This window comes from Pseudomonas fulva NBRC 16637 = DSM 17717, assembly GCF_000730565.1.
Taxonomy (GTDB): Bacteria; Pseudomonadota; Gammaproteobacteria; order Pseudomonadales; family Pseudomonadaceae; genus Aquipseudomonas; species Aquipseudomonas fulva.
The window spans coordinates 1-23,036 of record NZ_BBIQ01000017.1 but is presented as its reverse complement, the minus strand read 5'-3'; the positions used below and the strand labels follow the sequence as shown (position 1 = coordinate 23,036).

The window sequence follows — 23,036 nt, the reverse complement described above, 5'->3', positions numbered from 1 at the left end:
GGCTGCTGACCGGGTGCGTTCGCAGGCGCCCGGCTAGCTTCGCGTTCGTACGATTTCCTCGGCTGCCAGACGGCCGAGGTGGGGTGCAAGCACGATCCCAGGGTGTGCCACCAAGGTATACAACCCCTCGACACCAGGAAGGTAACCCATCACAGGCTTGCCTTCCGGGGTCATCGGTCGGTGCCCGATACTGACCGCGCGCAGCGAAAGCGCCGTGGCGCCGATGAACATCTGCCGGATGGCCTTGGTCGTAAGCTCGACCAAGGCTGGCAACCCTGCCTCACCCTCGGCGGGCGCTTCTTCGGCGCAGGCCACGCCCCCTTCCAATGCCGGGCGTAACTCCAAACCATTACCGTAGACCAGGTGCCGCACTACACCGGCAGGCGCCGCGAAGCGCATCAGTACGGCAGGCCGGGTAAGCAAGGGCAAGGGCAGACCGACACCCGCTGCAAGGCCGATAGCGGCACCGGCATTGGCCAGCACCACGGTATCGGCGGCGTAGGTTTGCGCTGCGCACCTGGCGGCCGTCACGCGTCCGTTGTGCGTGTCTATGCCATCGACCCGCCGGCCGTAGAGAATCTCTGCCCCGGCCTGCTCAGCGCCGCTCAACAGCATCTTCGCCAAGGCAACGGGCTCCACGGCAAAATCGTCCGGCGCCCACGCCGCCAGGGCCGGTGGCGTGATCATGCAAGGCTCAAGGGCGCTTATCTGCTGGGCATTCAGGGGTTGAAGGTTTACGCCGGCAGAACGTTGCTGATTGATAAGGGCGGACGTTTGTGCATCGTTTTCCAACCACACCATGGCGCCACGTGCGGCAATCGGCAAAGGCCCGAGGTCAAGCGCCAGCCGTTTGAAATCGGCAATAGCCTGCAACGTGGAGGAAAATGCCGCCGGGTTGTCCGATGCACTGGCGCTGGCGGTGCCTACCCAGCCATAGGACCAACGGGTAACGCCACTGGCGGCGCGGGACCCTTGCTCCAGAACAGTGACCCGGGCACCGAGCCTTGCAAGGTGCCACGCAATGGAAGCACCCATGATGCCTCCACCCACGACCACGACACTTGATGTGTTGGCTCCCATGCCAATAGGTCCCCAGACTGCCAAAGACACAGGGCAGAATAGCGGATTTGCGGGAAAATACAGGGCTTTGGAAAAACCGAGACAAAAGAAAAAGGGCATCTCATTCGAGATGCCCTTCTTACATGGTGGGTCGTGTAGGATTCGAACCTACGACCAATTGGTTAAAAGCCAACTGCTCTACCAACTGAGCTAACGACCCGGAAAATGGTCGGGGTGAGGGGATTCGAACTCCTGACATCCTGCTCCCAAAGCAGGCGCGCTACCGGACTGCGCTACACCCCGAGATTGGCTCCGCGACCTGGACTCGAACCAGGGACCCAATGATTAACAGTCATTTGCTCTACCGACTGAGCTATCGCGGAACTGAACTTCGGTACAACCTTACATCTTCGAAGCTTGTGTTAACTTCGGTCTCTTTGGCTATCCGCTTTCGCGTTATCGCTGCTGAGGCCGGCTATTCTACATTCTTCGTTTTGCTTGTCAACCACTTTTTTTCATTCAACTTACTGATTTCTAAGTTGTTTTGCGGTCACCGTTGTTGCTGGTGATTCGCTTAGTGCCTGACAACGCGGCGTATATTAGGGCCACTCGATTGATCATGCAAGCATAAATTTCAAAAATTTCAGCGAGTTATCTTGGATGGGTACAAAGGCCCGGATTTACAGGGGTTAGCTGGTCTCCTTGAAGACAGCATAGAGGTTGTTGGGGCCGCGTTGCGTCCCATCACGGCCGGTCCGGCGCCCCGGCAAGGGCGCGCCTACATTGACCGCGCGGGGCCTGCCTGGCCCATTGGCCGCGAGACGGCCCCAACAACCCTATGCGACCAACATCACGCAAACACGATTTCGTCGCCTTCCACGGTGGCAGTGATGGCCGTACCTGGCACGAACTTGCCCGACAGGATCAACTGCGCCAGCGGGTTTTCGATCCAGCGCTGAATCGCACGTTTGAGCGGCCGCGCGCCATACACCGGGTCGTAACCGACTGCGATCAGCTTGTCCAGGGCCTGCGGGCTCAAGCTCAGCGAAAGCTCACGCTCCATCAGGCGGCTGCGCAGCCGTCCCAGCTGGATCTCGGTAATGCCGGCGATCTGCTCGCGGCCCAGCGGTTCGAACACCACCACTTCGTCGATCCGGTTGATGAACTCGGGACGGAAGTGCGCACCTACCGCATCCATTACAGCGGCACGTTGCGCCTCGCGGTCGCCCACCAACTCCTGAATCTGCGCCGAGCCCAGGTTGGACGTCATCACGATGACCGTATTGCGGAAGTCCACGGTGCGGCCATGGCTGTCGGTCAGGCGTCCGTCTTCCAGCACCTGCAACAGCACATTGAAGACGTCGGGGTGAGCCTTCTCCACCTCATCGAGCAGCACCACCGAATACGGCTTGCGGCGCACGGCCTCGGTCAGGTAACCGCCCTCCTCGTACCCCACGTAGCCTGGCGGTGCACCGATCAGCCGCGCCACGGAGTGTTTCTCCATGAACTCGGACATGTCGATACGCACCATGGCTTCCTCGGTGTCGAACAGGAATTCGGCCAGCGCCTTGCACAGCTCCGTCTTGCCCACGCCGGTCGGGCCGAGGAACATGAACGAGCCGCTGGGCCGGTTGGGGTCGGACAGACCTGCCCGGGACCGGCGCACCGCATTGGCCACGGCAGTGACGGCCTCGCTCTGGCCAATGACGCGCTGGTGCAGCAGCGCTTCCATTTTCAGCAGCTTCTCGCGCTCGCCCTCCAGCATCTTGGACACTGGGATGCCCGTCCACTTGGAAACCACTTCGGCAATTTCTTCCTCGGTGACCTTGTTGCGCAGCAACTGGTTATCGGTCTTGCCGTGCTGGTCGACCATCTGCAGGCTGCGTTCCAGGTCCGGGATTACCCCGTACTGCAGCTCAGCCATGCGGCTCAGGTCGCCTTTGCGGCGGGCGGCCTCGAGCTCCTGGCGCGCTTGTTCGATCTTCTGCTGAATCTGGGCCGAACCCTGGACTTCAGCTTTTTCCGACGCCCAAATCTCCTCGAGGTCGGAATATTCACGCTCCAGGCGCTCGATTTCCTCGGTCAGTTTCTCCAAGCGCTTCTTGGCAGCCTCATCCTCTTCTTTCTTGAGTGCCTGGGACTCGACCTTCAGCTGAATCAGACGGCGGTCAAGACGGTCGAGCACCTCCGGCTTGGAGTCGATTTCCATCCGAATACGGCTGGCTGCCTCGTCGATCAGGTCGATGGCCTTGTCGGGCAACTGACGATCGGTGATGTAGCGGTGGCTGAGCTTGGCCGCCGCGATGATAGCGCCGTCGGTGATGGCCACCTTGTGGTGGACTTCATAACGTTCTTTCAAGCCACGCAGAATGGCGATGGTGTCCTCTTCGCTAGGCTCCTCCACCAGTACCTTCTGGAAGCGACGTTCCAAGGCCGCATCCTTCTCGATGAACTGGCGGTATTCGTTCAAGGTGGTGGCGCCTACGCAGTGCAGTTCACCACGGGCCAGGGCAGGCTTGAGCATGTTGCCTGCGTCCATGGCACCCTCGCCTTTACCGGCGCCGACCATGGTGTGCAATTCGTCGATGAACAGGATCACCTGCCCTTCTTGCTTCGACAGTTCGTTGAGCAGGCCTTTGAGGCGCTCCTCGAATTCACCCCGGTACTTGGCGCCGGCAATCAGGGCCCCCATGTCCAGGGCGAGCAGGCGCTTGCCTTTCAAGCCATCTGGTACTTCGCCGTTGATGATGCGCTGGGCGAGGCCCTCGGCAATGGCGGTCTTGCCCACGCCGGGCTCACCGATCAGCACGGGGTTGTTCTTGGTACGGCGTTGCAGCACCTGGACGGTGCGGCGGATTTCGTCGTCACGGCCAATCACAGGGTCAAGCTTGCCTTCTTCGGCACGCTTGGTCAGGTCGACGGTGTACTTGTCCAGCGCCTGGCGTGATTCCTCAGCGTTGGCATCGTTTACGGCCGCGCCACCGCGCAGGTTATTGATGGCGTTTTCAAGGGCTTTCTTGCTCACGCCCTGACTGAGCAGCAACTTGCCCAGCTTGCTGTTTTCATCCATGGCCGCCAGCACTACCAGCTCGCTGGAAATGAACTGGTCACCCTTTTGCTGGGCCAGACGGTCTGCCTGGTTGAGCAGGCGCGCCAGATCCTGCGACATGTTCACGTCGCCCGTTGGGTTCTGGATTTTCGGCAGTTGGTCGAGCTCCTTGACCATGGCCTGACGCAGGCTATTGATGTCGAAGCCGACCTGCATCAGCAGTGGCTTGATGGAGCCACCCTGCTGTTCGAGCAGGGCCTGCAGCAAGTGGACAGGCTCGATGGCAGGGTGGTCCATGCCAACGGCCAGGGATTGCGCATCGGATATTGCAAGCTGGAGCTTGCTGGTCAAACGGTCTATTCGCATGATGTACCTTCCTGTAAAGGGCAGGTCGGAGCGATGGACAGCGCCTGTTTATGAAGAAACCTGCCTGAGATGTCTTATAGATAAGGCTGATTCTGGAAGATTCAAGCGTAGCGCGGTTGACGGAGGTCAAGCTGCTGGATTTGCACAGGTGTAATGGCAGGTACAGCCTATTGCGCGCTAGCGCGGCGCCAGCCACACCAAAGAAGCGAAACGCCCGCCTTGCGGGGTACGCCGATAGGAGAAGAACCGCTCGTCGCTCACCGTGCACAAGCCGCCACCGTAAACCGCCGTGACCCCACGGGCTGCCAGGCGAATACGGGCCAGGGCGTAGATATCGGCCATCAGCTTGCCGGGTCGTTCGCCGTCGACGAATGCCCGTGCGGCCTCAGGGTGCACCGCAGTAAAAGCATCGCGCACCTCCAGGCCCACTTCGAATGCCTGCGGCCCAATGGCCGGGCCCAACCACACCAGCACCTGAGCCGGTGGTACGTTCAGACGATCCAGGGTGGCTTCGAGCACACCGCCGGCAAGCCCGCGCCAGCCTGCATGGGCGGCCGCCACTTGCGTACCTGCCTGGTCACAAAACAATACAGGCAGGCAATCGGCGGTCATCACCGTACAGGCGATGCCTGGCCGGTTGGTCCAGCTGGCATCGGCTTCGACCACGCGGGAAGGGTCTGCATCGGCGACGGCCAGACCGTGCACCTGCTTGAGCCAAGCGGGCTGGATGTCGAACTCGCCGCTTAGGCGCAGGCGGTTCTGGGCAACGGCCGCAGGGTCGTCCCCCACATGGTCACCCAGATTGAAAGTATCGAAAGGCGGCAGGCTGACGCCGCCCTGGCGGGTGGTGACGCAGGCGCGAACCGAAGCTGGCGCAGGCCAGTCCGGCGTCAGCAGCGACTGCGTCAAGCCACTCATCCGATGAAGCTCTCGCGATCCTGATTGAGCAGCGACAGCAGCCAGACGAAATCGTCGGGCAGTGGCGATTCCCACTCCATGCGCTCGCCCGTCGCCGGGTGCACCAGTGCCAGGAAGCGTGCGTGCAGGGCCTGCCGCGGGAAGGTCTTGACCGCCTCGACCATGGTCGGGCTTGCCGCAGGCGGGATGCGGAAACGCCCGCCGTAGGTCTGGTCACCGACCAGGGGGAAGCCGACGTGGGCCATGTGCACGCGAATCTGGTGGGTACGCCCTGTTTCGAGCTTGACCCGCACGTGGGTGTGCGAGCGGAAGCGCTTGAGCACACGGTAGTGGCTGACCGCTGGCTTGCCGCCGTCGGTGACGGCCATGCGCTGGCGCATGCCGCCGTGACGACCGATGGGGGCGTCGATCTTGCCACCGGCGGTGACCACGCCCACCACGATGCATTCGTAGATACGGCTGACCGACCGCTTCTGCAACTGGTCGACCAAGTGGGTTTGCGCCTGCAAGGTCTTGGCCACGACCATCAGACCGGTGGTGTCCTTGTCCAGGCGGTGGACGATGCCGGCACGGGGCACGTTGATGATGTCGGGCACGTGGTGCAGCAAGGCGTTGAGCAAGGTACCGCTGGCATGGCCGGCAGCCGGGTGCACCACCAGGCCCGCAGGCTTGTTGATGACCAGGATCTGGTCGTCTTCATAGACGATGTCCAGCGCGATGTCCTCGGCCTCCCATTCGCCCTGGGCCTCCTGCTCGGCTTCCAGGGCCAGCACGGCACCGCCATGCACGGTGTCACGCGGGCGCAGGACAGCCCCGTCGACCGTCAGACGGCCATCTTTGATCCATGCCGTCAGCCGCGAGCGCGAATACTCGTCGAACAATTGGGCGGCGACCTGGTCGAGGCGTTGACCGCCCAGTTCGGACGGGACCTCTGCGCTAAGTTGAATGATCTCGGACATGCTCGATTCAGTGGGCGCACAGCCTTTGGTTTCAGCTGCGAGCTTGTGGTTAAATACGGCTTCTTTTGTCCCGGGGTTGGCCGGGGCGCTCATCATAACAGGACGGCCCCGCCCAAGACAGCGGCCGTCAAAGGGACGCAAGCCGCCATGCAAGTGAAACACCTGCTGCTGATCGCCATCCTCGGGCTCACCGCGGCCTGTTCCTCTAATAAGGAAGTCATCGACGAGAACCTCAGCGAGGCCGAGCTGTATCAACAGGCCCAGGCTGACCTGGACAATTCCAGCTACACCAGCGCCGTGAACAAGCTCAAGGCCCTGGAGTCGCGTTACCCGTTCGGCCGCTATGCCGACCAGGCGCAGCTGGAGCTGATCTACGCCAACTACAAGAACGCGGAGCCGGAGGCTGCCAAGTCTGCCGCCGAGCGCTTCATCCGCCTGCACCCGCAGCACCCGAACGTCGACTACGCGTACTACCTCAAGGGTCTGACCTCCTTCGACCAGGACCGTGGCCTGCTGGCGCGCTTCCTGCCGCTGGACATGACCAAGCGCGACCCGGGCGCGGCCCGCGACTCGTACAACGAGTTTGCGCAGCTCACCAGCCGCTTCCCCAACAGCCGTTACGCCCCAGACGCCAAGCAGCGCATGATCTACCTGCGCAACCTGCTGGCCTCCTATGAAATCCACGTGGCCGACTACTACCTCAGCCGTCAGGCATACGTGGCTGCCGCCAACCGTGGCCGCTACGTGGTCGAGAACTTCCAGGAAACGCCCTCGGTTGGCGACGGCCTGGCGGTGATGGTCGAGGCGTACCAGAAGATGCACCTGGACGACCTGGCTGCCACCAGCCTGGAAACCCTGAAGCTCAACTACCCGGACCACCCAAGCCTGGCCGATGGTGAGTTCCAGCCCAAGCAGACCGAGTCTGACGGTCGCGGCTGGCTGTCCAAAGCCACGCTGGGCCTGATCGAAACCGACACCCCGCTGCCACCGGGTCAGACCCGCGCCAACCAGGACGTGATCAAGCAGTTCCAGGATGCGCGTGATGAAATGCCCAAGGAGCTGCTGCCCAAGGATGAAAACGGCGACCCGATCGAGCCACCAGGGCCGAAGGAAGCCGACAGCAACCGCTCCTGGTTCAGCTACATGACCTTCGGTCTGTTCGACTGATTCAGCCGTTGCATGAAAGGGAGGTCTGGGACCTCCCTTTTTTTATGCCTGCGCCCTAGACTGTCATCCTCTTTCATTCGACAAGCTGAACACCATGGTTCGCCTACTTTTCTGGATCGTCCTGATCGCCGCCGCGTTCTGGCTGTGGCGCAAATTCAAACTCAGCCAGCAACCGCGCCAAGAGGCCAAGCTCGACGCGCCGCTGAAAATGGTTCGCTGCGCGCATTGTGGCGTGCACCTGCCCACCGACCAGGCATTGGCGCAGGGCAACACCTGGTATTGCAGCCAGGCACACTTGCAGCAGGGGCCTGGCCGACAGGGCTGAACGGGCGGTTAGCCAAGGCGCCCCTGCGGGGCGTAGGGTGCCGGATCGATGATAGGCTCGGCGCCATTGAGCAAATCGGCCAGCAGTTGGCACGAGGCTGGCGCCAGCACCAGCCCGTTTCGATAATGGCCGCAGTTCAGCCATAGGCCCTCGAAACCGGGCACCGGCCCGATAAACGGAACGCCTTCAGGCGAACCTGGCCGTAGCCCGGCCCAGTGGGCAACCACATGCGCGCCTTCCAGGCCGGGCAGCAGATCCACTGCCGATGCCTTGAGGCTTGCCAGCGCCTCATCGGTGGGTGTTTTGTCGTAGCCGGCATGCTCCAGCGTACTGCCCACCAGAATGTGACCATCCCGGCGCGGAATTGCATAACGACCTTTGGCAAGCACCATGCTTGGCAGAAAGTCTTCAGCGCATTTGAACAGGATCATCTGCCCTTTCACCGGCTCGACCGGAAGCTCAAGGCCCAAGTGGCGCAGCAGTTCGCCGCTCCAGGCACCGGCGCTGAGTACGACTTCGTCGGCCGCCAACTCGCCTTCAGCGGTGCTCACCCCAATGATACGACCGCCCTGCTGCACGAACCCCGTGATCTGGCAGTGCTCCCGCACACTCACATTGGGCAATGCCTGCAACGCCGCCTTCAGCGATTTGACCAGGCGCGGGTTGCGCACATTGGCCACGCCCTCCATGTAGAGGGCTCGCTCATAGCCTGGCCCGAGCACAGGGACTGCGTCGTACACCGCCGAAATGTCCACGGCGCTCAACGGCCGCTGCTGACGGTCCGCCCATGCCAAGGCCTGGGCTTGATCATCCAGGTCAAGCCAGTACAGCCCGGTGGTATGCACTTCAGGGTCCAGGCCCGTGCTGGCGAATAAGCGCTCACCCAGCTGTGGATAAAAGTCCTGCGACCAATGCGCCAGGGCGGTCACTGCCGGGCTGTAGCGCCAGGGATACAGGGGCGAGACGATACCGCCCCCGGCCCAGGAGGACTCGCGACCTACCTCGCCTTGGTCGCATATCACTACCTGGTCGACGCTCGCCGCCAGGTTGAATGCCGTCAGCAGGCCAATGACCCCGCCACCGACCACCACTACTTGCTTGCTCATCTGTCGATTCAACACCTGAAGTAAAAAACCGCGATGCACCGGGCACCTGTGACCGTTCAGCCTCCCCAGCAGCGCGCGCTGTCGATGGCGCCGTGGTTGCGCCCTACCCCAGCTTGATCAAGCTCGAAATCGCCACAGCGGTCTTCGGCCATCAGCCCTTTTGGCAAACGTCGGGCGCGCAGGGTGAAGGTCTGGTCTTCGCGCAGCGCTTGCAGGCTGTAGTAGCGGTTGCCCGAAGGCAGGCTCGGGTCGCCTTCGGCATACTGGCCAGTAACCAAGCGATGGCGTTCCAGGCGCAATGCAGCATCCTGCAACAGGGCGACCACCTCGTGGCGCGCTGCCTGCCGCAGGTGGTCGTTGTAACGGGGGTAGGCAATGGCTGCCAGAATGCCGGTGACGGCCAGCACAATCAACAGCTCGATCAGGCTGATGCCTTGCTGCATGTCAGTCTCCTCTGAATCTTTGTCGCCACGTCATGCGTACAAGCGCACTACCATCGCTGGCATACACCGCTTCCACCACCTGACGAGGATGACTTAGCTGGCTGACCGCGGTTACCCGGAACACTGTCACTGATCGCCCGGCCGGGACACCCACGGCGCGTTGCGTGGTGCCCAGGTTCTGCACCTGAAAAAAGCCTTCTGGCCCGGCTTCCCAGACCCCGGCCAGGCGATGCGGCTGCTCAGGCGGCGGGCACACTTCACATGGCGGTGGCCGTACCTGCATGATCGACTGCTTGCCAACGTCCAATGTAGCTTCGGCCTGCTCGAAGGCCAGCTGCCCTTCTTTGAACAGGCCCACCATTTGCGTCTCAACGGCGGCCGCACGTAGCGCCGAGGTGGTCAGCACACCCAGCAAGAGGCTCAGCACCAATGCCAACAGCAGCACCACCCCACGTTCGCGTGTCATGGCTCGCCCCCGTTGCGGCGGGCCACACTGACAACGTACTGCTGCTCCAGCGCCAACACGGGATCGAACAGATCCAAGTGCAGGTCGATGCGCTGGCCATCGGCCGCAGCCACCACGTGCAGACGGCGCACATGCTCAAGCAGGGGCTGGGTGCTGCTGCCACGGGTGAAGTACAGGGTAGCGCCCCTGACGGCGTAACGATGTCGGGTGATGGGGATGGCCATCAGCGGCGCGGCGGCTTGGACATGCCCTCGATGTACCTTGGCGTACCCCACGCAGTCAGTGAGCAGGGTCCATTGAGGCTTCAGCGGATGGCCAGGAAGGTCGGCCACCACCACCTCAAGGTTTGAGCCCTCTACTTCCAGAGGTCGGCTAAATGCGGTAAAGGTGTCGCCGTCTGGCAGATCCGCGGGCTCCAACCGCAGGCAGCCGAACATGCCAGCCATGCGGATGTCCTGGGCCATGCGCAACAAGGCCAGCCGTGCATCTTCCTGCATGCGCAGCGCTGCCCCTTGCAGCTGCCACGCTCGGTGGGCAGAGGTGAACAACTGGCTGGCGCCGGCCAACAGCATCAACCCGAGTGCCAGCGCCAGTAGCAGCTCGAGCAATCCGACCCCTTTTTGCCAGGGCCTCATGGCAGCGCCTGCTCATGTGCACTGGCAGATGCCAGCACCGCCTGCACCTGCTGCCGAGCGTCTTGCGAGGCCTGCAAAGCCTGCATGTGCAGCGCTGCTGCGGCAAACATGCCCACCGCAATCACCACCATGGCCAACAGCGTTTCCAGGAGCGTCATGCCCCGTTGCGTTACCTGCATCCCTGCAGCTCCTGCGACTTTTCATGCATTGTCGATGTACGCCTGCCACTGGAAGGGTGACCCAGCGTGCGTGAAGCTAAAGCCAAGCACGTCCAAGGAGAAATGCACGGTGAAGCAACAGGGAGTAACACTGATACAAACGGTGTCGGCATTGGCGGTGCTCGCTGTCCTGACGCAGCTGGGGGCGCCTGCCTACGTCAAGCTCAGCGATGACGTGCACCGCGCTGCCGTCACGCGAGACTTGTCGCAAACGCTGCGGAGCGCGCGTGGGCGCGCCATGCTGCTGGGTGAGGCCGTGCGGGTGCAAGCGCTGGACGAAGCATGGGGCAATGGATGGCGAGTGACGCTGGAGCAGGATTCGCGGGTGCTGCATGAACACCGCCTGCGTCGGCCTCTGCAGATCGCCGCGAACCTAGGTACGACGATGACGTTCACGGCCATGGGCCTGCCAGTGAACCCCGCCGGCAACTGGCTGGCGGCGACTTTCGAAGTATGCGCGCGGTCGGCTGGCACCAGCCAGCATCAAGTGGTGATGGCGTCCAGCGGCAGAGTCAGGGTATCGAATGAAACTCGCGACACCCGAGGGTGCGCAGGTGCAGGGGCCTGAGCGTTCGCGGCTAACCGCTCAGGCCCGCGCAGGCGATCAGATCAACGAGCGCACACGCAGCTCTTTGGGCATCGAGAAGGTGACGTTCTCTTCACGCCCGTCCAGCTCCTCGGCGCCCGTAGCGCCCCAGGCCTTGAGCTGTTCGATGACGCCGCGCACCAGCACTTCCGGCGCGGACGCGCCTGCGGTGATGCCGATGCGGCCAACCTGGTCGAACCAGGCCCGCTGCAGGTCTTCAGCGCCGTCGATCAGATGGGCTGGGGTACCCATTCGCTCGGCAAGCTCACGCAGGCGGTTGGAGTTGGAGCTGTTAGGGCTGCCGACCACCAGGACCACATCACACTCGTCGGCCAGTTGCTTAACGGCATCCTGGCGGTTTTGCGTGGCGTAGCAGATGTCGTCCTTGCGCGGCCCGCCGATGTTCGGAAAGCGCGCACGCAGCGCGTCGATCACGCGGCTGGTGTCGTCCATCGACAAGGTGGTCTGGGTCACGAATGCCAAGTGGTCAGGGTCTCTCACCTGCAGATTGGCTACGTCGTCCTCGTCTTCTACCAGGTAGATGGCCCCGCCGTTGCTAGCGTCATACTGCCCCATGGTGCCTTCGACTTCCGGGTGGCCGGCATGGCCAATCAGGATGCACTCACGGCCATCGCGGCTGTACTTGGCCACCTCGATGTGCACCTTGGTGACCAATGGGCAGGTGGCATCGAATACCTTCAGGCCACGCCCACCGGCTTCCTGACGCACGGCCTGGGAAACCCCATGGGCGCTGAAGATGACGATGACATCGTCAGGCACCTGGTCCAGCTCCTCGACGAAAATGGCGCCACGGCTGCGCAGGTCCTCGACGACGAACTTGTTGTGTACCACTTCGTGGCGCACATAGATGGGCGGGCCGAACACTTCCAGCGCGCGGTTGACGATTTCGATCGCCCGGTCGACCCCCGCGCAGAAGCCGCGCGGGTTGGCGAGTTTGATTTGCATGATCGGCTCCAGGCCTACAGGGCCTTCACCTCGAGGATCTCCACCTCGAAGGTCAGGGTCTTGCCAGCCAGTGGGTGATTGAAGTCGATGGTCACCTGATCGTCGTCGAAGGCCTTCACCACGCCCGGTAGCTCGGCGTTGGCGGCGTCCTTGAAGATGATCAGCAAGCCATCGGACAGCTCCATGCCTTCGAACTGAGACCTTGGCATAACCTGCACATTCTGTGGGTTAGGCTGGCCGAAGGCGTTCTCCGGGGCCACCTCCACGGTGCGTTTGTCGCCAGCCTTGAAACCGAACAGCGCGGCCTCGAAGCCCGGCAGCAGGTTGCCGTCGCCCACCTTGAAGGTGGCAGGCGCCTTGTCGAAGGTGCTGTCGACCGTGTCACCGTTTTCCAGGCGCAGTGCGAAATGCAGGGTAACTTCGGTGTTCTGGCCGATACGAATGTCAGTCATGGACCGGCTCCTCGGATTTCTTGCTCTTGAACATGTCCAGCGCCAACATGATTGCGCCGACGGTAATGGCACTGTCGGCCACGTTGAAGGCCGGGAAGTAGTGGCGGTTCTGCCAGTGCACCAGGATGAAATCGACCACATGGCCCAGCACGATACGGTCGTAGAGGTTGCCGATGGCCCCGCCCAGCACCAGGGCCAGCGCTACGGCCAGCCAGGTTTCATGACGGCCGAGGCGCTTGAGCCACACCACCAGCACTGCACTGACCACCACGGCGATCAGGGCGAACAACCAGCGCTGCCAGCCTGCGCCATCGGCCAGAAAACTGAACGCAGCGCCGGTGTTGTAGGCCAGGGTCCAGCTGAAGTAGTCGGGGATGACGACAATTTGCTGGTACATGGTCAGGGCGTTGTTGAAGTACAGCTTGGTGGCCTGGTCGACGACCAGGACCAGCAAGCTCAGCCACAGCCATACGAGGCGCCCGAAGCGCCCCGCTGCAAGGTTAGGCATAGTGGCGCACCTCGCCGGAGCCGGTCAGGTTTTCCACACAGCGACCGCAGATTTCCGGATGCTCCGGATGGCTGCCGACGTCTGCACGGAAGTGCCAGCAACGGCCGCACTTGGTGTAGCCGGACTTGACCACTTTCAACTTGAGGCCTTCGACCTCGGTCGCCACCGCTTCGGCAGGCGCCTGCGCGAACGGCACCACGCTGGCAGCCGAGGTGATGAGCACGAAACGCAACTCATCGCCCAGCTTGTTCAGATCGGCGCTCAGGCCCTCGTCCGCGTACAAGGTGACTTCGGCCTGCAGGTTGCCGCCGATGACCTTGGCGGTACGCTGGTTTTCCAGTTCCTTGTTGACCGAAGCCTTGACCGCCATGACGCGGTCCCAATAGGCACGGTCGAGTTCGGTGCCTTCCGGCAGCTCGCTCAGGCCTTCATACCAGCCATTGAGCATGACCGACTCGTTACGCTCACCCGGCAGGTACTGCCAGATTTCGTCGGCAGTGAAGGCCAGGATCGGCGCGATCCAGCGCACCAGCGCTTCGCTGATGTGGTACAGCGCGGTCTGGCAGGAACGGCGGGCGACGCTGTTGGCACCCGTGGTGTACTGGCGATCCTTGATGATGTCGAGGTAGAACCCACCCAGCTCCTGCACACAGAAGTTGTGCACCTTCGAGTAGACGTTCCAGAAGCGGTACTCGCCGTAGTGCTCTTCCAGCTCGCGTTGCAGCAACAGGGTGCGATCCACCGCCCAACGGTCCAGGGCCAGCATGTCCTGCGGCGCGAGCAGGTCGCGTGCCGGGTCGAAGCCGGTCAGGTTGGAGAGCAGGAAGCGTGCGGTGTTGCGAATACGCCGGTAGGCATCGGCGCTGCGCTGCAGGATCTGCTCGGACACTGCCATTTCACCGGAGTAGTCGGTAGCAGCGACCCACAGGCGCAGGATGTCGGCACCCAGGGTGTTGTTGACCTTCTCCGGCTCGATGGTGTTGCCCAGCGACTTGGACATCTTGCGGCCGTTCTCGTCCACGGTGAAGCCGTGGGTCAGCAGCTCGCGGTATGGCGCGTGGCCGTCGATGGCGCAGCCGGTCAACAGCGACGAGTGGAACCAGCCGCGGTGTTGGTCGGAACCTTCCAGGTACAGGTCGGCGCGGGGGCCGGTGGCATGGCCGATGTCGTGGGAGCCGCGCAGTACATGCCAGTGCGTGGTGCCGGAGTCGAACCATACGTCCAGAGTGTCAGCGATCTTGTCGTACTGCTCGGCTTCGGCGCCGAGCAGCTCGGCGGCGTCCAGCTTGAACCAGGCCTCGATGCCCTGTTGCTCGACGCGCTTGGCGACCTCTTCCATCAGCTCGACGGTCCGAGGGTGCAGCTCGCCCGTCTGCTTGTTCAGGAAGAACGGGATAGGCACGCCCCAGTTACGCTGGCGCGAGATGCACCAGTCAGGCCGGTTTGCGATCATCGAGTGCAAGCGTGCCTGGCCCCACGCCGGGACGAACTTGGTGTCCTCGATGGCCTTCAGGGCACGCTCGCGCAGCGGTTCGCCGTCGCGTGGCTGCTTGTCCATGCCGACGAACCACTGTGCGGTGGCACGGTAGATCAGCGGCGACTTGTGACGCCAGCAGTGCATGTAACTGTGGCTGATGGTTTCGGTGTGCATCAGCGCACCGACTTCGCCCAGCTTCTCGACGATGGCCGGGTTGGCCTTCCAGATGAACTGCCCGCCGAAGAACGGCAGCGATTCGACGTACACGCCGTTGCTCTGCACGGGCGTGAGGATTTCATCGTTGACCATGCCGTAGCGCTTGCAGGTCACGAAGTCGTCTTCACCGTAGGCCGGCGCAGAATGCACCACGCCAGTGCCTGCGCCCAGTTCGACGTACTCGGCCAGGTAAACCGGCGAAAGGCGGTCGTAGAACGGGTGACGGAAGTTGACCAGCTCAAGGGCCGAGCCTGGGGCGGTGGCAATCACCGAACCTTCCAGTTCGTAGCGCTTGAGGCAGGATTCGACCAGCTCTTCGGCCAGGACCAGCAGGCGCTCGCCGATGTCGACCAGGGCGTACTGGAACTCGGGGTGAACGTTCAGCGCCTGGTTGGCAGGGATGGTCCACGGGGTGGTGGTCCAGATCACGATGGCGGCCGGTTTTTCGAGTGCCGCCAGGCCGAAGGCTGCGGCCAGCTTGGCGTCATCGGCGACAGGGAACGCCACGTCGATGGTCTGCGACTTCTTGTCGGCGTATTCGACTTCCGCCTCGGCCAGTGCCGAGCCGCAATCGAAGCACCAGTTCACCGGCTTGAGGCCCTTGAACACGTACCCCTGCTTGACCATCTCGGCCAGGGCGCGGATTTCACCGGCCTCGTTGGCGAAGTTCATGGTCTTGTAGGGGTTGTCCCAGTCGCCCAGCACGCCCAGGCGAATGAACTCGGTCTTCTGCCCTTCGATCTGCTCGGCAGCGTACTCGCGGCACAGCTCGCGGGTACGGTCGGCGGTCAGGTGCTTGCCGTGGGTGACTTCGACCTTGTGTTCGATCGGCAGCCCATGGCAGTCCCAACCCGGCACGTACGGCGCATCGAAGCCGGCCAGGGTCTTGGAGCGGACGATCATGTCCTTGAGGATCTTGTTCAGCGCATGACCGATGTGGATCTTGCCATTGGCGTAGGGCGGGCCGTCGTGCAGGACGAACTTGGGACGATCCTTGCCAATCTCGCGCAGCTTCTGGTACAGGCCAATGCTGTCCCAGCGCTGCAGAATCTGCGGTTCGCGCTGAGGCAGGCCGGCCTTCATGGGGAAGGCGGTGTCCGGAAGGTTTAGCGTGGCTTTGTAGTCGGTCATTTCAGGCTCTTGGTTAGCGGTTGAGCGTGCCAATGTGCACGTGCGGCGGCGATATCCGCATCGATCGCCGACTTCAGCGCCTCCAGGGAGGCGAATCGCTGCTCTTCACGCAGCTTGTGGTGGAACACCACCGTCAGACGGCGACCATAAAGGTCACCGGCATAGTCCAGCAGATGGATCTCCAGGTGCGGGCGCCCGTCACCGGCAACGGTAGGACGCACGCCAATGTTGCCGACACCCGCCCAGGCCTTGCCGTCGATCTCGATGCTGGCCAGGTAGACACCGGCCAACGGTACGCGGCGACGCTTGAGCTGGATGTTGGCAGTGGGTGTGCCGAGCTGGCGGGCCAGCTTCTGGCCATGCAATACGCGGCCGGTGATGCTGTACGGGCGGCCCAGCAGATGCTCGGCCAGCTCGAAATTGCCTTGCGCCAGCGCCTTGCGTACTTCGGTGCTGCTGACCCGTAGGCCGTCCTGGATCACGGTGTTGGCGGCTTCTACGGTAAAACCATACTGCGCGCCGGCCTGGACCAGGAAGGCGAAATCGCCTTTGCGATCACAGCCAAAGCGGAAGTCGTCACCCACTTCGAGATGCTGCACGCCCAGGCCATCGACCAGGATGGTCCTGACGAAGTCATCGGCGTCGAGCTCACCCAGGCGCTGGTTGAAGGCCAGGCACAATACGCGGTCGATGCCTTCGCCGGCCAGCAACGCGATCTTGTCCCGCAGCCGGGCCAGGCGGGCCGGCGCGGTATCGGGCGTGAAGTACTCGCGCGGTTGCGGTTCGAAGATTACCACGCAGGTCGGCAGGCCCAGGGCCTGGCCTCGCTCGCGCAGGCGCGCCAGGATTGCCTGGTGGCCGCGGTGAACCCCGTCGAAGTTGCCAATGGTGGCGACACACCCCCGGTGCTCGGGGCGCAGGTTGTGAAGACCTCGAACCAGCTGCATAACGCGCTTCTTGCTCATAAAGTGGCCGATTATAACCACACCCGGGCGCCGGTGACAGGCAGCAGCGCCCAAGGGCGGCGTGGATTGCGAAAAACCGACGCCTGACGCGCCCGCAGCCTTAGTGCAAGGCTTTGCGGGCGAACTGCCGAGGTCGGAAACCGCACAGGTACAGGCAACCAAAGTAGGTGACGACGCCTGCCATGATCAGCGCCATCAGCCGCATCAGTCGTTCAAGCATGTTTCCCTCGACCCAGGCCGGCAGGTAGTGCATGCCAGCCAGCAGGACACCGGACATCAGGCCTGCCGCCAACACCAGCTTGAGCAGAAACATGGCCCAACCTGGTTGCGGTTGGAATAGCTGCTGGGTGCGCAGCTTCCAGAACAGCAAGCCGGCATTGAGGCAGGCGCCAAGGCTGATGGCCAGGGCCAGTCCGGCATGCGCCAGCGGGCCGATGAGCACCAGGTTGAACAGCTGCGTGCAGACCAGGGTGAAGACGGCGATCTTCACCGGCGTGCGGATATTCTGCTGCGCATAGAAGCCCGGCGCCAGCACCTTGACCATAATGATTGCCAGCAGGCCGACGGAATAGGCGATCAGCGCCTGCTGGGTCATGGCGGCATCGGTTGCACTGAACTTGCCGTACTGGAACAGGGCCACGGTCAGCGGCTCGGCTAGGATCGCCAGCCCCAGCGTACACGGCAGCACCAGCAAAAAGCACAAGCGCAGGCCCCAGTCGAGAATGCGCGAGTACTCTTCCCGGTCCTTGTTGGCGTAGGTCTTGGCCAGGGTCGGCAGCAGGATGGTACCCAGAGCCACGCCCAGAACACCCGACGGCAGCTCCATGAGCCGGTCTGCGTAGTACATCCAGGAGACGGAGCCTGCCACCAGGAACGAGGCGAAGATGGTATTGATGATCAGCGATATCTGGCTCACCGAGACGCCGAGGATGGCAGGGAGCATCTGCTTGAGCACCCGCCACACGCCTGCATCTTTCAGGTTCAGCCGCGGCAACACCAGCATGCCGATCCTTTTCAGGGCCGGAAGCTGGTAGAGCAGTTGCGCCAGGCCACCGGCCAGCACGCCCCAGGCCAGCGCCATGATCGGCGGATTGAAATACGGCGTGAGCAATACGGCGAACACGATCATCGCCACGTTGAGCAAGGTCGGCGTGAAGGCCGGCACGCTGAAGCGGTTCCAGGTGTTGAGGATGGCGCCCACCAGGGATGACAGCGAGATCAGCAATATATAAGGAAAGGTGACCCGCAGCAGATCGGTGGTGAGCTGGTATTTCTCGGCGTTGTCGACGAAGCCAGGCGCCGTGGCCCACACCACCCAGGGCGCGGCCAGGATACCGATGCCGGTCACCACGGCCAGCACCAGCGTCAGCAGGCCGCTGACGTAGGCCACGAAGGTACGCGTGGCCTCTTCGCCCTGCTGGCTTTTGTATTCGGCAAGAATAGGCACGAATGCCTGGGAGAACGCACCCTCGGCGAAGATGCGGCGCAGCAGGTTGGGTAGCTTGAACGCAATGAAGAAAGCATCGGTGGCAACGCCGGCGCCGAAAATACGCGCCAGGATGGTGTCGCGGACAAAACCCAGCACCCGCGAAATCATGGTGATCGAGCTTACCGCAGCGAGGGATTTGAGCAGGTTCATCGAAAAGATTCACGCCAATGACAGAGGACGCTGCCAGAGCGCGTCCGAATGTGCGATACTCCCGCGCCTTCGCAGGGGAGCCAAAAATTCCCGAGTGTACAGGTCGCGCAGCAGAAAGGAATCTTTCCCGCTTGTTGGCGCACCGCTCGGCGGAACCTTGCAAGTGGCCTTGACATCCGCCCGACTGATCGGCATGATTCGCGGCCTATTTTGTTTGCTATTTACCTAAAGTCTTTCGAGGAGCTCGACGGTGGCCAACTCACCTTCCGCCAAGAAACGTGCAAAACAGGCTGAGAAGCGTCGCAGCCACAACGCCAGCCTGCGTTCCATGGTCCGCACCTACATCAAGAATGTAGTCAAAGCCATTGACGCAAAAGACGCCGAAAAAGCGCAAGCCGCTTACGTTCTGGCTGTACCTGTAATCGACCGTATGGCCGACAAAGGTATCATCCACAAGAACAAGGCTGCTCGTCACAAAGGCCGTCTGAATGGCCACATCAAGGCGCTGAAAGAAGCTGCAGCTGCCTAAGCGACGCGCTAGTCAAAAAACCGACCTCAGGGTCGGTTTTTTTATGCCTGGGTTTTGTGAAGTGCCAGGCTCGCGGCTCAACGCACGCGCTGTAGAGTGGCAGGGCCGCATGGCGGCCCTACCCTGCATTACTTGGCGATCTGAATCTTGGGTGCCCACTGCAGCCATTCGTCTTCAGCTTTTTCGAACAGCGGGAACGTTTGCCTTGGCCGGGCCGGAGTGCCCATGCGTTCCCCCTCGGGCGTCGCGAAGGCAATACCACCATCGATCAGTGTTTCCAGCGACTCCGTGCGCACGGTAGCGCCCTTGAACAAGCCCCAGTCGAAGCCGAAACCGCTGCTGTTCCAGAAGCGGCTGCCGCTTCGTACAAGGCTGGCATAACGCGGCTCGATCAGAATGTGGATCAGCACCCTGTCGGCACTCTGGCCCAGCTCGACGTCGGTCACCTTGCCAACCGCCACCTCGCGGAATGTCACGGGCACACCGGGCTTGATGGAGCCTAGCCGAGGTGCGCTGAGGGTCACTGGCAGCCCCACCTCCGGCCCGGCAACTTCGGGCGCTTCGGCCAGTGCGATGAAGTCACGCTGCGGGCCCCTGTCCTTGACCGCAGGCTGTACTTCCAGGTACTGCCCGCCCACCAGCGTGTCGAGGTTTTCGGTGCGCACCAGGCCGAAGGATGGCTTGACCACCCAAAACTGGGTGCCGGCACGGGCAATGCGCTCTGCAGCTTCGGTAATACGTGCCTTCAACAGCACGGCCTGCATGTCCTTGGTAAGGTCGACACTTTCCACACTGCCCACATCCAGCCCCCGGAAGCGGATGGCGGTGCCTGGCTTGAGCCCATCGGCGCGCTCCACACGGATCGTGATAAGGGTACCGGCACGGTTGGCTGCCTCCTGGCTTTCATGCAGGCGGAAACGCGGGATATGGCGCTTTAGCGGCACATTGGGCCTTGGCGTGTCGAAGGCGATGCCCCCTGCCATCAGGGTTTGCAGGGACTCACTCTTGATCTTGATGCCGGACAGGCCACCGGTGAGGGTAATGCCACTGGCGTTCCAGAACCGTGTCGAGCCGTTTACCAGTTTTTCGTATTCTTTCTCGATGTGAACACCGATCAGAATACGGTTGCTGTCACGGGCGAACTGATAGCTTTGAACGCTACCTACCTTCACCTGCTTGAAGGTTACGGGGCTACCCACCTCCAGTGAACCCAGGGTATCTGCGAACAGCACCATGTGCAGGCCCGGCGCCTTCAGGTCCAGCGGCGGCGCCTTGGCGCGCGCTTCGAACTCCCGTTCAGGTCGAGCACCTTTCTCCCCAGGGCGGATGGCAATGTAGTTACCCTTGACCAGTGCTTCCAGGCCCGTGATACCCGCCAGGGAAATGGAAGGTTTGACCACCCAGAACTGAGTGCCCTCCACCAGGTAGTCTTCGGTCAACGGGTCCAATGTCAGCTCGGCAGTGGCGCTGGCAAGGTTGTCCTCCATTTTCAGGGTCTTCAGAGAGCCCACCTGGATGCCTTTGTACATGACAGGCGTACGCCCGGCCTGCAGGCCCTCGTAGTCGCTCAGCTTCACTTTCACCCGGATACCGGCCTGGGCTGCATCGAAGTCCTCGTACAAGCGAAATGGCAGGCTTGGGTCGGTAGGCGGGCTGTCCTTGCGGTGCTCTGGCGTGGCAAAGGCGATGCCGCCGGCGACGATACTCGACAGCGATTCACTGCGCACCTTGACCCCCGATAGCGAGGCATCGATGCTGACGCCGCTGGCGTTCCAGAAGCGCGTATGCTTGCGCACCAGGCTCGCGTAGGCAGGCTCGATGAAGATTTTTACCTCGACTGTGCTCTGGTCGTCGGAAAGCCGGTAGCTTTTCACGCGGCCGACCTGGATCTGCTTGTAGAAGATCGGGCTGTCTTTATTGAGCGACCCCAGGCGCTCGGCCTTGAGGGTGAGGTGCAAACCAGGTTCGGAATCCGACAGGGGCGGTGCCACCTTGAGCGCGGTGAACCGCTTGGTTGGCTCACCCTCTCCGGGGCTGACGGCAATGTAGTTACCCGATACCAACGTCTCGAGGCCGGAAATGCCCGCCAGGCTGACGCTCGGCTTGACCAGCCAGAAACGCGTGCCTTTGTTCAGGTGCCCTTCAGCCGCCTGGTTCATCTCGATGGTGGCGATGACACCCTGATTCTCGCCCTCGGCATCGAGTACCAAACTCTTGACCTTACCGACCGGCATGCCTTTGTAGATGACTTCGGTCTTGTTGGCGACGATGCCTTCGCCCGATTCGAAACGCACCTCGATCTGCACCCCGGCCTCACGGTAAGCCTGCCATGCGAGCCAGCCTCCGATCATCAGCGCGATCAAGGGCAGGATCCAGATGGCCGACCAATTGGAGGCAGGCCGGGTTTTAGCCGTTGGCAGGTCACTCATGGTCGTCATCCGACTCCGTGTTATCCCAAATCAATCGGGGATCGAAGGTCAAAGCAGCAAGCATCGTCAGGATCACCACAGTTGCGAAGGCGACAGCGCCCAGATTGGCTTCGACATTGGCTATCCTGCCGAAATTCACCACTGCCACCAGAATGGCGATGACGAATATGTCGAGCATGGACCAACGTCCTATGAATTCGATGAAACGGTACATCCAGATCCGTTGCCGCGCCGACAGGGGCTGTCTGCGCTGCACGGAATACAGGAGCAAACCGATTCCTACCAGTTTGAACGTAGGTACGAGGATACTGGCCGTAAATACCACGGCCGCAATCGGAACCATGCCGTGCTTGAGCAGGGCGATGACGCCCGACATGATGGTGTCGGGCGTGCCTTGACCAAATGAGCTGACGGTCATGATCGGCAGCACGTTGGCCGGAATATAGAGAATGGATGCAGCGATGAGCAGCGCCCAGGTGCGCATGATGCTGTTCGGTCGACGCGGATGCACCCTGGCACCGCACCGCATACACGTTTGGGATGCGTCACCTGTGGTTTGCCTGTTCAGTTCATGACACTCGTTGCAGACAACGATACCTGCATCAATCGCCCGCATGCGGGTCCTCCCCCGATAACGCACTCCAGACCTGGTGCGGTGACATGACAACCTCCAGCCAAACCTGAATCAACAGCAAGCTGATGAAGCAGAACAGACCAACCCCTACGGTAAGTTCTGCCAAGTCCACCAATTTGACGATGGCCACGAGCACGCCCATGAAGTAGACCTCGAGCATGCCCCAGTCACGCAAGTGGTGATAGGTTCTGTACAGCAACAAACCTAACCTGCGCCCTGTGTTGAGCCGAATCGCCAGTAGAACGGCCAGCTGACACATCAGTTTTGCCAGCGGTATGGCCATGCTGCACAGGAAAACCACGATGGCCACCCCCTGCATGCCCGAATCATATAGCCCCAGTACGCCGCTCCAGACCGTGTCGTCCGCTGTCTGGCCTAGCAGATGCAACTGCATGATCGGCAGGAAATTGGCTGGGATGAACAGCGCGAGCGCCGTCAGCACCAACGCCAGGCTGCGGTTGACCACATTATGCCGGTGCGCATAGAGCTCGTAGCCGCAGCGCGGGCAAAGCGCTTTTTCACCGGGGTGGATCACAGGTTTGCGCAAGAGCAGATCGCATTCATGGCATGCGACCAGGTCTTGGAGTGGCAGATCAGCCAGCGTTTCTGGCTCGACGGGGTTGGACATAGGACGCTTCTGAGTAAGTGCGTGGGGTTATTCTAGTGATCTTATGGAGGCCGGCATAGGCTGGAGATTGCGGTTCGAATGGCCCGGCGCTCGAAATGCGGGCTCTTGACGAACAGGAAGGGGTGCCTTGAGCGACAGGCAGGCTAGAAAGGTTTTTTTCAGCCC

General features: G+C 62.0%; 22 protein-coding genes and 3 tRNA genes. 4 read left to right on the top strand and 21 right to left on the bottom strand.

The features are described 5' to 3' along the window. Nucleotides 1-33 precede the first annotated feature (33 nt). From PFU01S_RS16385 to rluD, 7 genes are all read right to left on the bottom strand, one after another. Nucleotides 34-1,080, bottom strand: coding sequence for an NAD(P)/FAD-dependent oxidoreductase (locus PFU01S_RS16385; protein WP_033695124.1), 1,047 nt, complete (start codon nt 1,078-1,080; stop codon nt 34-36). A 123-nt stretch (nt 1,081-1,203) separates the two neighbouring features. Beyond that, nucleotides 1,204-1,279 (bottom strand) — tRNA-Lys (locus PFU01S_RS16380). Nucleotides 1,280-1,285: 6 nt separating this feature from the next. Next, nucleotides 1,286-1,362 (bottom strand) — tRNA-Pro (locus PFU01S_RS16375). A gap of 4 nt (nt 1,363-1,366) precedes the next feature. Then, nucleotides 1,367-1,442, bottom strand: a tRNA-Asn gene (locus tag PFU01S_RS16370). A 467-nt stretch (nt 1,443-1,909) separates the two neighbouring features. After that, the gene (gene clpB / locus PFU01S_RS16365) at nt 1,910-4,474 is read right to left on the bottom strand and encodes an ATP-dependent chaperone ClpB (protein ID WP_023533276.1); all 2,565 of its coding nucleotides are present in this window, start codon (nt 4,472-4,474) and stop codon (nt 1,910-1,912) included. 177 nt (nt 4,475-4,651) lie between these two features. Next, nucleotides 4,652-5,392: a peptidoglycan editing factor PgeF gene (gene pgeF, locus PFU01S_RS16360; RefSeq protein WP_027915701.1), complete on the bottom strand. Its 741-nt coding sequence runs from the start codon at nt 5,390-5,392 to the stop codon at nt 4,652-4,654. Then, entirely contained in the window at nt 5,389-6,351 is a 963-nt protein-coding gene (gene rluD / locus PFU01S_RS16355; RefSeq protein ID WP_023533229.1) for a 23S rRNA pseudouridine(1911/1915/1917) synthase RluD, read from the bottom strand. The genes pgeF and rluD overlap by 4 nt, the downstream gene beginning before the upstream one ends. A 147-nt stretch (nt 6,352-6,498) precedes the next feature. Here rluD and PFU01S_RS16350 point away from each other — a divergent pair, with 147 nt between their 5' ends. Further along, on the top strand, nt 6,499-7,518 hold the full coding sequence (locus PFU01S_RS16350; protein WP_027915700.1) for an outer membrane protein assembly factor BamD: 1,020 nt from the start codon (nt 6,499-6,501) through the stop codon (nt 7,516-7,518). Nucleotides 7,519-7,612: 94 nt separating this feature from the next. Next, complete coding sequence (locus PFU01S_RS16345) at nt 7,613-7,843, top strand: PP0621 family protein (protein WP_023533255.1); 231 nt, start codon at nt 7,613-7,615, stop codon at nt 7,841-7,843. An 8-nt stretch (nt 7,844-7,851) separates the two neighbouring features. On the opposite strand, the gene thiO is transcribed toward PFU01S_RS16345, so the two are convergent. The 5 genes from thiO to PFU01S_RS16320 are packed head-to-tail and all read right to left on the bottom strand — an operon-like array spanning nt 7,852 to nt 10,672. Continuing rightward, nucleotides 7,852-8,949: a glycine oxidase ThiO gene (gene thiO / locus PFU01S_RS16340; RefSeq protein WP_028688062.1), complete on the bottom strand. Its 1,098-nt coding sequence runs from the start codon at nt 8,947-8,949 to the stop codon at nt 7,852-7,854. 56 nt (nt 8,950-9,005) lie between these two features. Then, nucleotides 9,006-9,392 carry a type IV pilin protein gene (locus tag PFU01S_RS16335; RefSeq protein WP_027915698.1) on the bottom strand — a complete coding sequence of 129 codons (387 nt, stop codon included), beginning with the start codon at nt 9,390-9,392 and terminating at the stop codon, nt 9,006-9,008. A gap of 1 nt (nt 9,393) precedes the next feature. Beyond that, on the bottom strand, nt 9,394-9,858 hold the full coding sequence (locus tag PFU01S_RS16330) for a hypothetical protein (protein WP_027915697.1): 465 nt from the start codon (nt 9,856-9,858) through the stop codon (nt 9,394-9,396). After that, entirely contained in the window at nt 9,855-10,493 is a 639-nt protein-coding gene (locus PFU01S_RS16325; protein WP_027915696.1) for a PilW family protein, read from the bottom strand. The genes PFU01S_RS16330 and PFU01S_RS16325 overlap by 4 nt, the downstream gene beginning before the upstream one ends. Continuing rightward, nucleotides 10,490-10,672: a type IV pilus modification PilV family protein gene (locus PFU01S_RS16320; RefSeq protein ID WP_027915695.1), complete on the bottom strand. Its 183-nt coding sequence runs from the start codon at nt 10,670-10,672 to the stop codon at nt 10,490-10,492. Before PFU01S_RS16320 ends, PFU01S_RS16325 begins: the two co-directional genes overlap by 4 nt. Nucleotides 10,673-10,781: 109 nt before the next feature. Between PFU01S_RS16320 and PFU01S_RS16315 the strand changes: the two genes are divergently transcribed. Further along, nucleotides 10,782-11,279 carry a GspH/FimT family pseudopilin gene (locus PFU01S_RS16315; protein WP_028688061.1) on the top strand — a complete coding sequence of 166 codons (498 nt, stop codon included), beginning with the start codon at nt 10,782-10,784 and terminating at the stop codon, nt 11,277-11,279. A 36-nt stretch (nt 11,280-11,315) separates the two neighbouring features. Here PFU01S_RS16315 and ispH read toward each other — a convergent pair whose 3' ends face one another. The 6 genes from ispH to murJ all read right to left on the bottom strand — a co-directional run bounded on the left by ispH (nt 11,316) and on the right by murJ (nt 18,651). Continuing rightward, entirely contained in the window at nt 11,316-12,263 is a 948-nt protein-coding gene (gene ispH / locus PFU01S_RS16310; RefSeq protein WP_027915693.1) for a 4-hydroxy-3-methylbut-2-enyl diphosphate reductase, read from the bottom strand. A gap of 14 nt (nt 12,264-12,277) precedes the next feature. Then, nucleotides 12,278-12,715 carry an FKBP-type peptidyl-prolyl cis-trans isomerase gene (fkpB, locus tag PFU01S_RS16305; RefSeq protein WP_027915692.1) on the bottom strand — a complete coding sequence of 146 codons (438 nt, stop codon included), beginning with the start codon at nt 12,713-12,715 and terminating at the stop codon, nt 12,278-12,280. Then, the gene (gene lspA / locus PFU01S_RS16300) at nt 12,708-13,223 is read right to left on the bottom strand and encodes a signal peptidase II (RefSeq protein WP_027915691.1); all 516 of its coding nucleotides are present in this window, start codon (nt 13,221-13,223) and stop codon (nt 12,708-12,710) included. The genes fkpB and lspA overlap by 8 nt, the downstream gene beginning before the upstream one ends. After that, nucleotides 13,216-16,047 carry an isoleucine--tRNA ligase gene (ileS, locus tag PFU01S_RS16295; protein WP_028688060.1) on the bottom strand — a complete coding sequence of 944 codons (2,832 nt, stop codon included), beginning with the start codon at nt 16,045-16,047 and terminating at the stop codon, nt 13,216-13,218. The genes lspA and ileS overlap by 8 nt, the downstream gene beginning before the upstream one ends. After that, nucleotides 16,044-16,994 (bottom strand): bifunctional riboflavin kinase/FAD synthetase, encoded by a 951-nt coding sequence (gene ribF, locus PFU01S_RS16290; protein WP_027915689.1) that lies wholly within the window; start codon nt 16,992-16,994, stop codon nt 16,044-16,046. The genes ileS and ribF overlap by 4 nt, the downstream gene beginning before the upstream one ends. Before the next feature lie 118 nt (nt 16,995-17,112). Beyond that, the gene (gene murJ / locus PFU01S_RS16285) at nt 17,113-18,651 is read right to left on the bottom strand and encodes a murein biosynthesis integral membrane protein MurJ (protein WP_028688059.1); all 1,539 of its coding nucleotides are present in this window, start codon (nt 18,649-18,651) and stop codon (nt 17,113-17,115) included. A 250-nt stretch (nt 18,652-18,901) separates the two neighbouring features. Between murJ and rpsT the strand changes: the two genes are divergently transcribed. After that, complete coding sequence (gene rpsT / locus PFU01S_RS16280; RefSeq protein ID WP_023533220.1) at nt 18,902-19,180, top strand: 30S ribosomal protein S20; 279 nt, start codon at nt 18,902-18,904, stop codon at nt 19,178-19,180. A gap of 128 nt (nt 19,181-19,308) precedes the next feature. On the opposite strand, the gene PFU01S_RS16275 is transcribed toward rpsT, so the two are convergent. Genes PFU01S_RS16275 through PFU01S_RS16265 form a run of 3 tightly spaced genes read right to left on the bottom strand, consistent with a single transcriptional unit; the run spans nt 19,309 to nt 22,871 of the window. Further along, nucleotides 19,309-21,609 carry a PqiB family protein gene (locus PFU01S_RS16275; protein WP_027915687.1) on the bottom strand — a complete coding sequence of 767 codons (2,301 nt, stop codon included), beginning with the start codon at nt 21,607-21,609 and terminating at the stop codon, nt 19,309-19,311. After that, complete coding sequence (locus PFU01S_RS16270) at nt 21,602-22,225, bottom strand: paraquat-inducible protein A (RefSeq protein ID WP_028688058.1); 624 nt, start codon at nt 22,223-22,225, stop codon at nt 21,602-21,604. The genes PFU01S_RS16275 and PFU01S_RS16270 overlap by 8 nt, the downstream gene beginning before the upstream one ends. Then, entirely contained in the window at nt 22,212-22,871 is a 660-nt protein-coding gene (locus PFU01S_RS16265; protein ID WP_028688057.1) for a paraquat-inducible protein A, read from the bottom strand. The genes PFU01S_RS16270 and PFU01S_RS16265 overlap by 14 nt, the downstream gene beginning before the upstream one ends. Nucleotides 22,872-23,036: the final 165 nt, after the last annotated feature.

Excerpts from the sequence above, each read along its gene's own strand:
- pgeF (WP_027915701.1), bottom strand. The coding sequence starts at position 5,392 with ATGAGTGGCTTGACGCAGTCGCTGCTGACGCCGGACTGGCCTGCGCCA.
- PFU01S_RS16320 (WP_027915695.1), bottom strand. The coding sequence starts at position 10,672 with ATGCAGGTAACGCAACGGGGCATGACGCTCCTGGAAACGCTGTTGGCC.
- ispH (WP_027915693.1), bottom strand. The coding sequence starts at position 12,263 with ATGCAAATCAAACTCGCCAACCCGCGCGGCTTCTGCGCGGGGGTCGAC.
- fkpB (WP_027915692.1), bottom strand. The coding sequence starts at position 12,715 with ATGACTGACATTCGTATCGGCCAGAACACCGAAGTTACCCTGCATTTC.
- PFU01S_RS16325 (WP_027915696.1), bottom strand. The coding sequence starts at position 10,493 with ATGAGGCCCTGGCAAAAAGGGGTCGGATTGCTCGAGCTGCTACTGGCG.
- ileS (WP_028688060.1), bottom strand. The coding sequence starts at position 16,047 with ATGACCGACTACAAAGCCACGCTAAACCTTCCGGACACCGCCTTCCCC.
- lspA (WP_027915691.1), bottom strand. The coding sequence starts at position 13,223 with ATGCCTAACCTTGCAGCGGGGCGCTTCGGGCGCCTCGTATGGCTGTGG.
- PFU01S_RS16330 (WP_027915697.1), bottom strand. The coding sequence starts at position 9,858 with ATGACACGCGAACGTGGGGTGGTGCTGCTGTTGGCATTGGTGCTGAGC.
- PFU01S_RS16265 (WP_028688057.1), bottom strand. The coding sequence starts at position 22,871 with ATGTCCAACCCCGTCGAGCCAGAAACGCTGGCTGATCTGCCACTCCAA.
- murJ (WP_028688059.1), bottom strand. The coding sequence starts at position 18,651 with ATGAACCTGCTCAAATCCCTCGCTGCGGTAAGCTCGATCACCATGATT.
- PFU01S_RS16345 (WP_023533255.1), top strand. The coding sequence starts at position 7,613 with ATGGTTCGCCTACTTTTCTGGATCGTCCTGATCGCCGCCGCGTTCTGG.
- PFU01S_RS16385 (WP_033695124.1), bottom strand. The coding sequence starts at position 1,080 with ATGGGAGCCAACACATCAAGTGTCGTGGTCGTGGGTGGAGGCATCATG.
- PFU01S_RS16270 (WP_028688058.1), bottom strand. The coding sequence starts at position 22,225 with ATGCGGGCGATTGATGCAGGTATCGTTGTCTGCAACGAGTGTCATGAA.
- rluD (WP_023533229.1), bottom strand. The coding sequence starts at position 6,351 with ATGTCCGAGATCATTCAACTTAGCGCAGAGGTCCCGTCCGAACTGGGC.
- thiO (WP_028688062.1), bottom strand. The coding sequence starts at position 8,949 with ATGAGCAAGCAAGTAGTGGTGGTCGGTGGCGGGGTCATTGGCCTGCTG.
- PFU01S_RS16335 (WP_027915698.1), bottom strand. The coding sequence starts at position 9,392 with ATGCAGCAAGGCATCAGCCTGATCGAGCTGTTGATTGTGCTGGCCGTC.
- clpB (WP_023533276.1), bottom strand. The coding sequence starts at position 4,474 with ATGCGAATAGACCGTTTGACCAGCAAGCTCCAGCTTGCAATATCCGAT.
- ribF (WP_027915689.1), bottom strand. The coding sequence starts at position 16,994 with ATGCAGCTGGTTCGAGGTCTTCACAACCTGCGCCCCGAGCACCGGGGG.
- PFU01S_RS16275 (WP_027915687.1), bottom strand. The coding sequence starts at position 21,609 with ATGAGTGACCTGCCAACGGCTAAAACCCGGCCTGCCTCCAATTGGTCG.
- PFU01S_RS16350 (WP_027915700.1), top strand. The coding sequence starts at position 6,499 with ATGCAAGTGAAACACCTGCTGCTGATCGCCATCCTCGGGCTCACCGCG.